At 33.3% G+C, this 15783-nt stretch carries 9 protein-coding genes; all 9 read left to right on the top strand.

Annotated features, from left to right (window positions below):
• Positions 1–12 precede the first annotated feature (12 nt).
• Entirely contained in the window at positions 13–924 is a 912-nt protein-coding gene (locus tag P0R33_RS09565) for a type IX secretion system membrane protein PorP/SprF (protein ID WP_276175222.1), read from the top strand.
• Positions 925–1013: 89 nt separating this feature from the next.
• Positions 1014–2942 carry an OmpA family protein gene (locus P0R33_RS09560; RefSeq protein WP_343592232.1) on the top strand — a complete coding sequence of 643 codons (1929 nt, stop codon included), beginning with the start codon at positions 1014–1016 and terminating at the stop codon, positions 2940–2942.
• A gap of 316 nt (positions 2943–3258) precedes the next feature.
• Positions 3259–3684 carry a CBS domain-containing protein gene (locus P0R33_RS09555; protein WP_276175220.1) on the top strand — a complete coding sequence of 142 codons (426 nt, stop codon included), beginning with the start codon at positions 3259–3261 and terminating at the stop codon, positions 3682–3684.
• A 154-nt stretch (positions 3685–3838) separates the two neighbouring features.
• Positions 3839–6130 carry an NADP-dependent malic enzyme gene (locus P0R33_RS09550; RefSeq protein ID WP_276175218.1) on the top strand — a complete coding sequence of 764 codons (2292 nt, stop codon included), beginning with the start codon at positions 3839–3841 and terminating at the stop codon, positions 6128–6130.
• Between the two features lie 78 nt (positions 6131–6208).
• The gene (ruvA, locus tag P0R33_RS09545) at positions 6209–6790 is read left to right on the top strand and encodes a Holliday junction branch migration protein RuvA (RefSeq protein ID WP_276175217.1); all 582 of its coding nucleotides are present in this window, start codon (positions 6209–6211) and stop codon (positions 6788–6790) included.
• A gap of 24 nt (positions 6791–6814) precedes the next feature.
• Positions 6815–14068: a cell surface protein SprA gene (gene sprA / locus P0R33_RS09540; protein ID WP_276175216.1), complete on the top strand. Its 7254-nt coding sequence runs from the start codon at positions 6815–6817 to the stop codon at positions 14066–14068.
• Positions 14069–14153: 85 nt separating this feature from the next.
• On the top strand, positions 14154–14534 hold the full coding sequence (gene gcvH, locus P0R33_RS09535; RefSeq protein WP_276175215.1) for a glycine cleavage system protein GcvH: 381 nt from the start codon (positions 14154–14156) through the stop codon (positions 14532–14534).
• The gene (locus tag P0R33_RS09530) at positions 14527–14910 is read left to right on the top strand and encodes a VanZ family protein (protein ID WP_276175214.1); all 384 of its coding nucleotides are present in this window, start codon (positions 14527–14529) and stop codon (positions 14908–14910) included. The genes gcvH and P0R33_RS09530 overlap by 8 nt, the downstream gene beginning before the upstream one ends.
• A 117-nt stretch (positions 14911–15027) precedes the next feature.
• The gene (gene deoC / locus P0R33_RS09525) at positions 15028–15771 is read left to right on the top strand and encodes a deoxyribose-phosphate aldolase (RefSeq protein WP_276175213.1); all 744 of its coding nucleotides are present in this window, start codon (positions 15028–15030) and stop codon (positions 15769–15771) included.
• Positions 15772–15783: the final 12 nt, after the last annotated feature.

Genomic DNA, 15783 nt, shown 5'->3' with positions numbered 1-15783 from the left:
AAAGCTTTAAAAATGAAAAGATTAATCATATTTTTTATGTTTTTTTCGATTGTGTCAAATGCGCAGCAGGATGCACAGTTTACGCAATATATGTACAATACAATCGAAGTCAATCCAGCTTACGCAGGTTCAAGAGGAGTTATGAGCGTTTTTGGTTTATACCGTACGCAATGGGTTGGGTTAGAAGGTGCGCCTCAAACAAGTACTTTTTCTGTAAATACTCCTTTAAATAATAGCGATTTAGGACTTGGAGTTTCTTTGGTTAATGACAAAATCGGACCAACAACAGAAAACACTTTATCTGCCGATTTATCATATACAATTCCAACTTCAGAATCATGGAATTTGTCTTTTGGTATAAAAGGAACAGCAAACCTATTCAATTTAGATGTAAATAAATTGAGTATGGAAGATCAAGATGATCAGCAATTTCAAAATCTAAAAAACAAGTTTTCTCCAAATGTTGGTGCAGGACTTTATTTTCATTCAGATCGCGCTTATATCGGATTGTCTGTTCCAAATTTTATCGAAACAAACCGTTATGATTCAGATGACACGGCTATCTTCAAAGAAAAAATCAATTATTATTTAATCGCAGGTTACGTATTTAATCTAGATCGATTAGAGTATATTAAGTTCAAACCAGCTTTAATGACCAAAATGGTCGAAGGAGCTCCTTTGCAAGTTGATGTTTCGGGTAATTTTATGTTCAATGATAAATTTGTTTTAGGTCTTGCTTATCGTTGGAGCGCTTCTGTAAGTGCAATGGCAGGATTTCAAGTTACAAAAGGAATGTATTTAGGTTACGGTTACGATCATGAAACAACTCAATTAAAAAAGTACAATTCTGGATCTCATGAAATCTTCTTAAGATTCGATTTCTTTAATAATTATAATAAAATGATATCTCCAAGGTTCTTTTAATGAAAACTATGAAACTCAAGAAAATAATTTTAATCGTTTTACTGTGTAACTTTTTTTCAAATGTGAATGCTCAAAATCCATTCACAAATATGAACGTAAAATATGCAGACAAAAAATATGAAGAGTACGCTTACGCGGATGCTATAAAAGCGTACGAAAGTGTAATTGAAAAAGAAAGTGCAAACGAAGGAGTTGTAAAACGTCTGGCGAATTCGTATTATTTTAATGGAGAATTGACAAGTGCCTTAAAATGGTACGATCAATTATTTCAAATTAATGCAGACCAAGAAGCAGAATATTTTTATCGTTACGCACAATGTTTAAAATCTTCTGGCAATTATCGTAAATCTGACGAAGTTTTAGAAAAATTCAATCAAAAGGCTGCGTTAGAAAAAAGATCCAATTTAATCAGAAATGATAAAAATTATCTTGAAGTAATAAAAGAAAACTCTGGAAGATTTCAAATAGCAGATGCAGGAGTTAATTCTCGTTTTTCAGATTATGGAAGTACGGTTTATAACAACAAAATAATTTTTACTTCTGCGCGCGATACAGGAGGAGTTGTGAAAGCTAATTTTCAATGGACAAACAGATCTTTCTCAAGATTATACAGCGCTGTTTTAATGCCTGATGGAAGTGTTGGAACACCAGAACTTTTTATAAAAAGAAAAAAAGATAAGTTCAATGAGTCAACTCCAATTTTTACAAAAGATGGAAGAACAATGTATTTCACGAGAAATAATTTCACTGATGGAAAAAGAGGACAGAATGATAAAAATGTTACGCTTTTAAAATTATACAAAGCAGATTTGATTGATAACGAATGGAAGAACATCAGAGAACTTCCTTTTAATAGTGATCAGTACAGTACTGCGCATCCTGCTTTAAGTATGGATGAGAAATTTTTATATTTTGCCTCAGATATGCCCGGAACATTTGGTCAGTCTGATATTTTTAAGGTTGCAATTAATGAAGATGGCACTTTTGGAAAACCAGAAAATTTAGGTCCAGAAATTAATACAGAAGGCAGAGAAACCTTTCCTTTTATTTCTGGAGAAAATGAACTTTATTTTGCTTCAGATGGACGTCCCGGTTTAGGCGGTTTGGATATTTTTGCTTCTAGAATAAAAGCAAACGGAAGTTATGATGAAGTTTTAAATGTTGGTGAGCCTGTAAATAGTAAACAAGATGATTTTGCTTTCAGTATCGACAGCAGAAGCAGAAGTGGTTATTTTTCTTCGAACAGACAAAATACTTTAGGTTTAGACGATATTTATAGATTTACAGAAACTAGAAGATTAATTTGTGAGCAAAATTTATCAGGAACTGTTACTGATGCTGAAACAAATGCTGTTTTAGCAAATACAGCTTTGACTTTGTTTAATGATAAATTTGATCCAGTAGGAACAATTGTTACAGACGAAAAAGGAAATTATGTTTTTCCAACCGTAAAATGTGGCAAAAAATATACTATTAGAACTTCTAAAACAGATTATAATGCCAAAGAAGCTTCTGTAAATATTTTGAGAGATCAAGAAACCACTTTAATGATAGCATTAAATAAAGTATTTGTTCCTTTAACGGCAAAAACAATAGCAATAAAAAAAGTGGCTATTAGTCCTGTAAAATTGGGATCAATGAAAGTTGGAGTAGATGTCGCAAAACTTTTAAATCTTCCGATGAACTTTTTTGATTTAGGAAAAGCTACTATCAAAAAGACATCAGAACCGCAATTGATGAAAGTAGTAAATCTTTTAAAAGAATATCCAGACATGAAACTTGATATTCGTTCACATACAGACAGCCGTTCTTCTTCAGAAAGCAATCAAATTCTTTCGGATATGAGAGCGTTGTCAACAAAAAAATGGTTAGTGCAAAAAGGAATTAGTGAAGACCGATTATCAGCAAAAGGTTACGGAGAAACACAATTGGTAAATAAATGTGCAGATGGCGTAAAATGTACCGAACAACAACACATGCAAAATAGAAGAAGTGAGTTTATTATTGTAGCAATGTAAAATGACTTTCTTAAAAATTATAAAAACCCTTTTCTAAAATTTAGAAAAGGGTTTTTATTTTTTAAATATTTATAGAAAAATATTTCTCCACTAAACAATTTCAACTGATTGATGTTGAAAAATTTGTAAACGTTAAAAAAACTAATTTTCATCAAAAAACAATTCTAAACAATTTCATTCTTTACACTATAATTCCGAAAATTTAAATTTTTGTATATTATGTTTAAAATGAGTAAGTTGTGTTTTTAAAAAATCGATTTCGTTGCAGATTGTGTTGGTTTTTGTTTTAACTTTATAAACCTAAAAATTTTTCATTATGACTGTAGATCAAATACTTAAAGCAAAAGGAAGAAATGTTTATTCGATTTTCTCTAATTTAACAGTTTATGATGCCTTAAAGGTAATGGGAGAAAAGAATATCGGAGCAATTTTAATTATTGATGATAATGTTTTAAAAGGCATATTGTCAGAAAGAGATTATGCCCGTAAAATCGTTTTAAAAGATAAATCTTCTAAAGAAACTTTGGTAAATGAGATTATGGAAAGCAATGTTTTTACAGTAAAACTTTCAGATAATCTTGAAGATTGTATGCAATTGATGAGTGAAAAAAGAATACGACATCTGCCTGTTGTAGAAGATGAAACGGTTGTTGGAATAATTTCAATCAGCGATGTAGTGAAGGCGATTATAGAAACTCAAAAAGATACCATTCAGCATTTGAATTCTTATATTTCTCAATAAAAAGGATATAAAAGCAATAAAAATTTAAAAGGAGTCCAATTTCTATTGGACTTTTTTTATTTCTCAAAATCAATTTTCAGAAAAGAAAATACTAAAAATACGCCATTTTAAAACAAGACTTATATCTTTGTAAGCTAGAATAAAAGCTAAAATAATGAACAAAGAGAGTAAAAAAAGAGAAGCGTTACTGTACCATTCAGAGCCGACTCCAGGAAAAATTCAGGTAGTTCCAACAAAAAAATATGCAACCCAGAGAGACTTATCATTGGCTTATTCGCCAGGAGTTGCAGAACCGTGTTTAGCAATTGCAGAAAACATTGACGATGTTTATAAATATACAGCAAAAGGAAATTTAGTAGCCGTAATTTCAAACGGTACAGCGGTTTTAGGACTTGGAAATATAGGTCCAGAAGCAGGAAAACCTGTAATGGAAGGAAAAGGTTTATTGTTTAAAATTTTCTCTGATATCGATGTTTTTGATATCGAAATAGGTACCGAAAATGTTGAAGAATTTATTCAGACTGTAAAAAATATTGCTCCAACTTTTGGAGGTATTAATCTAGAAGATATTAAAGCTCCAGAATCTTTCGAAATAGAAAGAAGATTGATCGAAGAATTGGATATTCCAGTAATGCACGACGATCAGCACGGAACTGCAATTATCTCTTCTGCAGCTTTAATTAATGCTCTTGAATTAGCAGGAAAAAAAGCAGAAGATGTAAAAGTGGTTGTTTCTGGCGCAGGATCTGCAGCAATTGCTTGTACAGATTTATATGTTTTATTGGGCGTAAAAGTAGAAAACGTTTTAATGTATAACAGTAAAGGACTTTTAACAAAAGACAATCCTTCACTATCAGATTTACAATTAAAGTATGCTATTGACGGACCTAAAATTGCTTTGGCAGACGCTGTAAAAGATGCTGATGTTTTCATCGGATTATCTTCAGGAGATATTCTTTCGCCAGAAATGTTACTTTCTATGGCAAAAAATCCTATCGTTTTTGCAATGGCAAATCCAAATCCGGAAATTGATTATAATTTAGCTGTAGAAACGCGTAAAGACGTTATTATGGCGACAGGACGTTCGGATTTTCCTAATCAGGTAAATAACGTTTTAGGTTTTCCATATATTTTTAGAGGAGCATTAGACGTTAGAGCGACTAAAATTAACGAAGAAATGAAAATGGCAGCTGTAAAAGCTTTAGCCATTTTAGCGAAAGAACCAGTTCCAGAACAAGTTAACGTAGCATACGGTGCAACAAAACTTGGATTTGGACAAGAATACATCATTCCTAAACCATTTGATCCTAGATTGATTACGGTTGTAGCGCCAGCAGTTGCAAAAGCGGCTATGGAATCTGGAGTTGCAAAAAATCCAATTACAGACTGGGCGGCTTATGAAGATGTACTTCGTGAACGTATGGGGAATGATAATAAAATGGTTCGTTTAATTACAAACCGCGCTAAACTTGATCCAAAACGAATTGTTTTTGCAGAAGCAGATCAATTAAATGTATTAAAAGCGGCACAAATAGTTTACGAAGACGGAATCGGTTTTCCGATTTTATTAGGAAACAAAGAACAGATTTTAGAATTAAAAGAAGAATTAGGTTTTGATGCTGATCTAGAAATCATTGATCCAAAAACAGATGAAGAAGCAGAAAGACGAAATCGATTTGCAAAATCATTCTGGGAAACAAGAGTACGCAGAGGAGTTTCGAAATTAGACGCTGAGAAATTTATGCGCGAAAGAAACTATTTTGCAGCAATGATGGTTAATGAAGGAGAAGCAGATGCATTAGTAACAGGTCATTCAAGAAGTTATCCTTCTGTTGTAAAACCAATGATGCAGCTTATTCCGAAGGCACAAAACGCCTCTCTTATTGCAACGGCAAACATGATGCTAACTTCTCGCGGGCCAATGTTTTTATCAGATACTGCAATTAACATTAATCCATCTGCTCAAGATTTGATTAATATTGCAATTATGACTTCTAAAACGGCAAGGATGTTTGGTATTGAGCCAGTTATTGCAATGGTTTCTTTCTCTAACTTCGGATCTTCAACAAGCGAAAGTGCTTCAAAAGTAAGAGAAGCGGTAGCTTATCTTCATAAGAATCATCCTGAGATGATTGTTGATGGAGAAATTCAGGCAGATTTTGCTTTAAATCAAGAAATGCTTGAAGAGAAATTTCCATTCTCTAAATTGGCTGGTAAGAAAGTAAATACATTGATTTTCCCTAATTTAGAGTCGGCAAATATCACTTACAAATTATTGAAAGAACTGTATAAAGTAAATTCAATTGGACCAATTATGATGGGAATGGGCAAACCAGTTCACATTTTTCAATTAGGAGCAAGTGTTGAAGAGATGGTAAACATGGCTGCAATTGCAGTTATTGATGCACAGGAAAAAGAAAGCAAAAAGAATAAAATAGCACAATAAACGTGCTAACAAGGATTGAGCAAATTTGTCGTAGTTTTATGGCATTTTTGTTATATTTGATACTAAGAAATTACATTTATGATAGCACATTTGCAAGGCAAATTAGTAGAAAAAAATCCTACAGAGGTTGTGATTGATTGTGGAGGTGTTGGTTATCAGGTAAATATATCCCTGCATACCTTCTCCTTGATTCCAAATTCTGAAAATATAAAATTGTATACGCATCTTCAAATCAAAGAAGATGCGCATACTTTATATGGTTTTGCCGAAAAATCAGAAAGAGAGATTTTCAGAATGTTACTTTCTGTTTCAGGAATCGGAGCAGGAATTGCCCGAACGATGCTTTCGTCGATCGAGCCAAAACAAATTATTAATGCTATTGCGTCGGGAGATGTTGGTATAATACAATCTATCAAGGGTATAGGAAATAAAACTGCACAAAGAGTTATACTTGATTTAAAAGATAAAGTGTTAAAGTTGTACGATTTGGATGAAGTTTCGGTAGTTCAAAACAATAGAAATAGAGATGAAGCGTTATCTGCTTTGGAAGTTTTAGGTTTTGTTCGAAAAGCTTCTGAAAAAGTAGTAGAAAAGATTGTAAAAGAAGATCCAGAAGCTACTGTAGAAACAATCATTAAAAAGGCTTTAAAAAGCTTATAAATTCATTTTATATAAAAGAATTCTATGCGTAAAATTTGTATTTTGTTGCTGGTTTTGCTCTGCGGTACAGTTTTGCGTGCGCAGGTAAACCCGCCAACTCAAGATACAACTAAAACTCAGTTTTCAGTTGGTAAAATTGAGCTTGAAGATCCTCCAAGTGTAATGTCGGCTTATCGATACGATCCAATTACAGATCGTTATATCTACACCAATTCAGCTGATGGTTTTTCTATAAACTATCCTTTAATTTTAACTCCAAAAGAATATGAAGATTTAGTTCTAAAGGAATCCAGAAGGAATTATTTTAGAAAAAAATCTGATGCAATTGATGGTAAAAAAACAGGTGCCGAAGCTGCAAAAAAAGATTTGCTCCCTAGATATTATGTAAATTCAAGTTTGTTTGAAAGTATTTTTGGAAGTAATACAATAGACGTAAAACCTACAGGATCAGTAGAAATGGACTTAGGTTTACGGTATACTAAACAAGATAATCCTTCTTTTTCTCCTAGAAACAGATCCAGCCTAACTTTTGATTTTGACCAAAGAATCAGTATGAGTTTGATGGGGAAAATTGGAACACGTCTTGAAGTAAATGCAAATTATGATACACAATCAACCTTTGCTTTTCAGAATTTATTTAAACTAGCTTACACACCTTCAGAAGATGACATTGTTCAGAAAGTTGAAGTTGGTAATGTCAGTATGCCATTAAATAGTACCTTGATTAGAGGTGCTCAAAGTTTATTTGGTGTCAAAACACAATTGCAATTTGGTAAAACAACCATAACAGGAGTTTTCTCAGAACAGAAATCTCAAACCAAAAGTATAGTCGCAGAAAGTGGAGGGACAGTACAGAACTTCGATTTGTTTGCATTGGACTATGATAATGATCGTCACTTTTTCTTATCTCAATACTTCAGAAATAAATACGATGCATCTTTAAGAAACTATCCTTTAATTGACAGCCGAGTTCAAGTAACAAGAATTGAAGTTTGGGTAACTAATAAACAAAATAGAGTTACAACGAGTAATAATAACTTAAGAAATATTATTGCACTTCAGGATTTGGGAGAAGCTCAGATATCTGGTGTGCCTGATAATGAAGTGGTTGTAATTACTAATCCTACAGGGTTTTTTAATGCAAATACTTTAGATTCTCCAACAGATAATACAAACAACAAATATGATCCTGCATCGATAGGAAAGGCAGAGGGCTATTTGAATAATAATATTAGAGAAATTGTTACTGCAAAAACTGGATTTAATAATGCAAACGTTGCAGAAGGTACAGATTATTCTATTTTAGAAAATGCTAGAAAACTAACCACACAAGAATATACTTTTAATCCGCAACTAGGTTATATCTCATTGCAGCAACGTCTGGCAAATGACGAAATTTTAGCTGTAGCTTTTGAATATACAGTTGGAGGTAAAGTTTATCAAGTTGGAGAATTTGGTAGCGATGGTGTAGATGCAACCTTAGTTACTGGAAGTAATACGAATGGAAACCAAGCTATTGTTACACAAAGTTTAGTTTTAAAAATGCTGAAAAGCAGTTTGACAAACGTTAATAATCCGGTTTGGAATTTGATGATGAAAAACGTTTATCAGATTCCGCAAGCTTATCAAATTAAACAGGAAGATTTTAGACTTAATATTCTTTATACAGATCCTTCGCCAATAAATTATATTACGCCAGCAACAGGAAGTACTTTTCCGCCAAATCCTGCGCCGAATGATGTGGTAGAAAATACACCTTTACTTAATGTATTTAATTTAGATCGCTTAAATTACAATAACGATCCACAGACTGGCGGTGATGGTTTCTTCGATTATGTTCCAGGAGTAACTGTAGACGTTCAGAATGCTCGAATTATTTTTACTACAAAAGAACCTTTTGGAGAGCTTTTATTTAGAAAATTAAATACAGGATCTGGAGAAAACTATAACGATCCAACGACGTACAACGCGAATCAGCGTAAATATGTATTCCGAACCATGTATAGGAGTACACAAGCAGGTGCATTACAAGATAGCGATAAAAACAAATTTTTATTAAGAGGAAAATACAAATCTTCGGGCAGTAATGGTATTCCAATTGGAGCATTTAATGTTCCTCAAGGATCTGTTGTTGTGACCGCAGCAGGAAGAGTTTTGGTTGAAGGAATCGATTATAGTGTCGATTATCAATTAGGGAGAGTACAGATTTTAGATCCTTCCCTTCAAGCTTCAAATACGCCTATTGAAGTTTCTTTGGAAAACAATTCAATTTTTGGACAGCAGACCAGAAGATTTATGGGATTGAATGTTGAGCATAAAATTTCAGATAAATTTGTTGTTGGAGGAACTTTCTTAAAAATGACAGAGCGTCCGTTTACACAAAAATCTAGTTATGGACAAGAGTCTGTAAATAATACTATTTTTGGTTTCAACGGAAATTACGCAACTGAAGTTCCATTTTTGACAAGGTTGGCTAACAAGCTTCCAAATATTGATACCGATGTTCCTTCCAATCTTTCTATTCGTGGAGAAGTTGCCTTTTTGAAACCCGATGCGCCAAAAGCTAGTGATTTTGAAGGAGAAGCAACTATTTATATAGACGACTTTGAAGGTTCTCAAACGACAATCGATATGCGATCTGCTTATGGTTGGAGTTTGGCTTCAACACCTTTTATAAATTCTGCTACAGATAATACCTTTAATGCAGGATCAAATACATTAGCATACGGTTACAAACGTGCAAAATTAGCTTGGTATACCATCGATCCAATCTTTTATACGTCTAAGCCATCAGGAATTTCTAATGATGATTTGTCTCTTAATACAACAAGAAGAATTTATAGCAGAGAACTTTATCCTAATACAGATATTGCTCAAGGACAGATTCAGGTTGTAAATACGCTTGATTTATCTTATTATCCATCAGATAGAGGACCTTACAACAATAATCCAGATTTTGCGACAATGAGTCCTTCTACAAATTTTGGAGGTATTATGCGTGCTTTGAATTCCACAAATTTTGAACAAGGAAACGTTGAGTACATTCAATTTTGGGTACTAGATCCGTATGTTGGAAATGGAGAAGCTCAAGCAAGCAATACAGGAAAAATCTATTTTAACTTAGGTGAAATTTCCGAAGATATTTTAAAGGACGAAAGAAAACAGTACGAAAACGGATTAGGCCCAGGTCAAATCATGGTAAATCCACAGCCGCAATGGGGAGATGTGCCAGCATCGCAATCTCTGATTTACGCATTTGATACTAATCCAGAAAATCGTAGAAATCAAGATGTTGGTTTAGATGGTCTTCCGAGTTCGAGAGAAGGAGCAATCTACACCAATTATGCTGGTGAAAATGATCCTGCAGCAGATGATTATACTTATTATCTAAATACAGACGGCGGCATTTTAGATCGTTATAAAAATTACAACGGTACAGAAAACAATTCAGCAGTTAGTGTAGATGATCCAAATCGTGGTTCTACAACACTTCCTGACGTAGAAGATATTAACCGTGATAATACCATGAGTACAATTAATGCTTATTATGAATATAGTATTGATTTAAGACCAGGTATGCAGATTGGAGAAAATTACATTACAGATATTCGTGAACCAGAAGACGTTGGGAATGTAGAATTGCCAAACGGATCGACTACACGCGCAAGATGGATTCAGTTTAAAATTCCGGTTTCTCAACCTAAAAATACAATTGGAAATATTACAGATTTTAGATCGATTCGTTTTATGAGAATGTTCATGACTGGATTTAACGATCAGATGACGGTTCGTTTTGGAGCATTAGATTTAGTAAGAGGAGAATGGAGAAGATATACTGGTACATTAGATGCTAATGATACAACTCCAGATGATGACGGAACTGAATTTGATGTTGCGGCAGTTAATATTCAGGAAAATGGAACAAAATGTCCCGTAAATTATGTTATTCCACCAGGAGTTCAAAGAGAACAGCTTTATAATAATAACACGATTATAAATCAAAATGAACAGTCTTTAGCGGTAAGAATTGCAGGTACTGGATTAGAATATCGAGATTCGAGAGCTGTTTTCAAAAATGTGAGTGTTGATATGCGTCAGTATAAGAAATTGAAAATGTTTCTTCACGCAGAATCACTTGTAAATGAAACTCCGCTTGAGAATGACGAAATGGTAGGTTTTATTCGTTTTGGTAACGATTTTACGCAAAACTTCTACCAAGTTGAGATTCCATTAAAAGTTACGGCAACTGGTGGTTCTTGTACGATAAGTCCAGATCAGGTTTGGTTAGACCAAAACAATATTGATTTGGCATTGTCTTTATTAACAGCAATGAAAATTAAGGCGATGACTATAGATCCTACTTCTTCAAAAAGAGATATTAACGGTATCTATTATCCTGATGATGATCCAGAAGCAAGCGGAGGTGATGGTGACAGTAAATTAAGATTGGGTATTAAAGGTAATCCGAATTTTGGTTTAGTTCGAAATTTAATGGTTGGAGTAAAAAGTACTGCTGAACATAAAAATATAAAAGGGGAAGTTTGGTTCAATGAACTTCGTATGTCCGATTTGGAAAACAAAGGCGGGATGGCGGCTTTATTGAATATTGATAGCAATATGGCCGATTTTGCAACCTTATCTGCTTCTGGAAAAAAGAGCACAATAGGTTTTGGTTCGCTAGAACAAGGCGCAAATGAAAGAGATAGAGAAGATATTCAGCAATATAATATCGTTACCAATATGAATCTTGGAAAATTGCTGCCTAAGAAATGGGGAATCAATCTTCCGTTTAATTATGCAATTGGAGAAGAAGTTATTACGCCAGAATATGATCCATTTAATCAAGATATTAAGCTAAGCCAGTTAATAGCTGAAACTACTGATCCAGCTGAAAAAGATAATATAAGAACTCGTGCGGTTGATTATACAAAACGTAAAAGTATCAATTTTATCGGAGTGCGAAAAGATAGAGCTTTAGAGCAAAAACCTCATGTTTATGATGTAGAGAATTTTACATTCTCGCAATCTTACAATCAAGTAGAAAGACATGACTATGAAGTGGAAAATTATAACGACGAACAATCAAATACGGCTGTAAATTATGCTTATACATTCCAGCCGAAAGAAGTGGTTCCGTTTAAAAATACCCAATTCATGAAAAAAAGTGATTATTGGAAAATGTTAAGTGATTTTAATTTTAATTATTTGCCATCTAATATTTCCTTTAATAGTAATATTTTAAGACAAAGTAATCGTCAGCAATATAGACAGGTTGAATCTGTAGAAGGAATTGCACTAGATCCGCTTTATAGAAGAAATTTTGCATTTAATTATCAATATGGTTTTGGATTTAATTTGACAAAATCATTGAAATTGAATTATACAGCAGCTTCTAATAATATTGTAAGAAACTTTTTGAATGATGATAATACGCCAAAAGAAGACTTTAATATTTGGGATGATTATTTTGATATTGGAACACCAAATCAGCATTTACAGCAATTGATTGTAAATTATGATATTCCAATTAATAAAATTCCAATTTTTAGTTTTATAAAGGCAAACTATTCGTATACCGCAGATTACAACTGGCAGCGTTCTTCTACTGCATTTTCTCAATATGTAGAGGATGATACGACATATAATTTAGGAAATACAATTCAAAATGCCAATTCGAATACTTTTGCGGCAACTTTGAACATGAATTTGCTTTATAAATATTTAGGTCTAACTCCTGGCGCAAAACCTGCAAAAGCAAAACCTGCAGCGCCGCCAAAACCAGGCGAGAAAATTGTAAATACAGCTAAACCAACGGTAAGCAGAAGTCCTTTTTATGATGGAATGATTGGAGTTCTGACAAGTATCAAAAATGTTCAGATTAATTATACTGAAAATAGCGGAACAGTTCTGCCAGGATATATACCTGGAGTTGGTTTCTTCGGAACATCAAAACCGTCATTAGGATTTGTTTTTGGTAGTCAGGACGATGTTCGTTATGAAGCAGCTAAAAATGGTTGGTTGACCGATTATCAAAATTTTAATCAAAATTTCTCGCAAGTAAATACTAAGATGTTAAAAGTCACGGCCAATCTTGATGTGCTTCCTGATTTGAAAGTAGATTTATCTATGGATCGTTCTTATTCTGAAAATTCTTCAGAACAATACACAGTTAGAGATTCTATTGGAAGATTGTTTTATCAGCCATTATCTCCTTATACTTATGGAATGTTCTCTATTTCTACGGTGTTGATAAAAACTGCTTTTTCAACTAGTAATGAAACACAGTCGGCAGCTTTTGATGATTTTAGAAATAACCGTTTGATAATAGCAAACCGTTTGGCAGAAGAACATTATGGGCCGGGTATGCCAATACCGAGATACGATGCATCGACTCTTCCTCCAGAAGATACTTCTGTACCAGTAGATAATATTGCAAATCCTAATAATACGGAAAGAAAGTTAATTCAGTCCAATGATGGTTATCCGATTGGTTTTAGTAAAAGTAATCAGGCCGTATTGCTTCCTTCGTTCTTAGCGGCCTACACAGGAAGTGATGCTTCAAATGCTTCAACGGGTATTTTTAGAAGTTTCCCTATTCCAAACTGGTCGATAAAATATAACGGATTAATGCGCTATAAGTACTTTAAAGATCATTTTAGACGTTTTTCATTACAGCATAATTATAGAGCTTCTTACACGGTTAGCCAGTTTAGATCGAATTTTGATTACCTTGAAAATCCAAATGGACAAGATGTAAATTCAAATTTCTTCAACAAAACAGTGATGTCAAATGTCAATTTGGTAGAGCAGTTTAGTCCGCTTATTCGAGTTGATTTTGAATTAAAAAGTTCACTTCGATTGCTGACTGAAATTAAGAAAGATCGAGCTTTATCAATGAGTTTTGATAATAATTTGTTGACAGAAGTGAAAGGAATAGAATATGTTGTCGGATTAGGATATCGTTTTAAAGATGTCATTATATCTTCTCGACTTGCAGATAATCCAACGGGAATTATTAAAAGTGATATTAATATAAAAGCAGATTTTTCATATAGAAATAATGAAACATTAGTTCGTTATTTAGATTACGATAATAATCAGCTTGCAGCGGGACAGAATATTTGGACATTAAAACTAACAGCTGATTATGCTTTCAGTAAAAACTTAACAGCAATATTCTACTACGATCATTCGTTCTCGAAAGCAGTTATTTCAACTTCATTTCCTCTAACGAATATTAGATCAGGGTTTACGCTACGTTATAATTTTGGAAATTAATTTTTGGTTTCTAAACTAGATTTCATTAGAAGATTATTACATTTGTGGCTTAAATTTTAAATTATCAATTTTCAAACATACTATTATGAGCATACCAGCAAATTTAAAGTACACAAAAGATCACGAATGGGTTAGCATCGAAGGAGATGTTGCGACTGTAGGAATTACTCATTTTGCACAAAAAGAGTTAGGAGATATCGTGTATGTTGAGGTAGAAACTTTAGATCAGACACTTTCAAAAGATGAAGTTTTTGGAACTGTTGAGGCTGTAAAAACAGTTTCGGATTTATTTTTACCATTAACAGGTGAAATCATTGCTTTTAATGAAGATTTAGAAAGTGCTCCAGAAACTGTAAATTCTGATCCTTATGGAGCAGGATGGATGATTAAAATTAAAATTTCAGATGCATCAGAAATTGATTCTTTATTGTCTGATGAAGCTTATAAAGAATTAATCGGTGCCTAAACAGCTGCTATTAATTTGGGCAATTATCTGCTCTGGAATTATTGCTTATCTGTGTCTAACAGATTCGGGAAATTTACCAGTAGTTAATTTTCCAAGTTTAGATAAAATTGTACATTTCTGTTTTCATTTTGGATTTACAATTTCTTGGATTTTGTTTTTCAAAAAAGAATTGAAAGGAAAAGAAGCAGATGATTATAAGGCTTATTTGATTTCGTTTATATTCTCTGTTTTTTTTGGAATTACAATCGAGATTCTGCAAAATGCTCTTACAGTTACCAGAGCGGCAGATATATCGGATGTTTTAGCAAATGCTCTTGGAGCTTTCGCAGCAGTTTTTTCTGCTATCGCTTTTAAAAAGCAGATGGATAAGATATAAATATTGGAAAAACCCACTTCGGTGGGTTTTTTTGTACGATAAAATCAAGCTTTTAAAAGCTGTGTTTTTTGAATATAAAATGTACTTTTGTGCTGGTTTTCTGCAATTTCGATCATTATGAATGTAAAACAATATTTAGATTCTACTTATTTAAAAACGGCTTCGCAAGCTGGACTCTCTGATACAGAAAATGTTTTAGTGGTAAAAAATACCATTGTTGAAGCAATTAAGGAAGAATTTAAATTGGTAATGATTCGCCCAGAATATGTGGCAATGGCGAAAGAAATGATCGCAGAAGCTAAATCTGTTTTGCTGGTCGGAACTGTAATCGACTTTCCAGAAGGGAAGTCAAATCTTGAAACTAAGATAAAAGAAGCCAATGAAGCGATTGAAAATGGAGCCGACGATTTGGATTTTGTTTGTAATTACGAAGCTTTTAAAAATGGGGAAATAGATTTGGTAAAAAACGAAATCTTAATAGGAACCCAGATTGGCTTGGCTCATAACAAAACAGTAAAGTGGATTATAGAAGTTGCGGCTTTGACTGATAAAGAAATCATACAATTATCTGCTTTGATTAAAAATGTTGTGGTATCTCATTTCGATGAAGAAGATTTTTCTTCTGTGTTTGTTAAGTCATCAACAGGATTTTATAAAACAGAAAACGGAATTCCAAATGGAGCAACTGCTTCTTCTGTCATTATAATGCTTGAAAATGCGTCGCCTTTGCCGGTAAAAGCTGCTGGAGGCGTTCGTTCGTATGAGGAGGCAGTAGAAATGATTAATTTAGGCGTGCAGCGAATTGGCACTTCGGCTGCTAAAGCAATTGCAAACGGACAAATTTCCCCAAATCAATATTAAATAAATACCTGT

Source organism: Flavobacterium sp. YJ01, from assembly GCF_029320955.1.
GTDB lineage: Bacteria > Bacteroidota > Bacteroidia > Flavobacteriales > Flavobacteriaceae > Flavobacterium.
Note: the sequence above shows the minus strand (reverse complement) of the source record. Positions and strands in the feature narration are given on the sequence as shown.

Excerpts from the sequence above, each read along its gene's own strand:
- P0R33_RS09565 (WP_276175222.1), top strand. The coding sequence starts at position 13 with ATGAAAAGATTAATCATATTTTTTATGTTTTTTTCGATTGTGTCAAAT.
- P0R33_RS09560 (WP_343592232.1), top strand. The coding sequence starts at position 1,014 with ATGAACGTAAAATATGCAGACAAAAAATATGAAGAGTACGCTTACGCG.
- P0R33_RS09555 (WP_276175220.1), top strand. The coding sequence starts at position 3,259 with ATGACTGTAGATCAAATACTTAAAGCAAAAGGAAGAAATGTTTATTCG.
- P0R33_RS09550 (WP_276175218.1), top strand. The coding sequence starts at position 3,839 with ATGAACAAAGAGAGTAAAAAAAGAGAAGCGTTACTGTACCATTCAGAG.
- ruvA (WP_276175217.1), top strand. The coding sequence starts at position 6,209 with ATGATAGCACATTTGCAAGGCAAATTAGTAGAAAAAAATCCTACAGAG.
- sprA (WP_276175216.1), top strand. The coding sequence starts at position 6,815 with ATGCGTAAAATTTGTATTTTGTTGCTGGTTTTGCTCTGCGGTACAGTT.
- gcvH (WP_276175215.1), top strand. The coding sequence starts at position 14,154 with ATGAGCATACCAGCAAATTTAAAGTACACAAAAGATCACGAATGGGTT.
- deoC (WP_276175213.1), top strand. The coding sequence starts at position 15,028 with ATGAATGTAAAACAATATTTAGATTCTACTTATTTAAAAACGGCTTCG.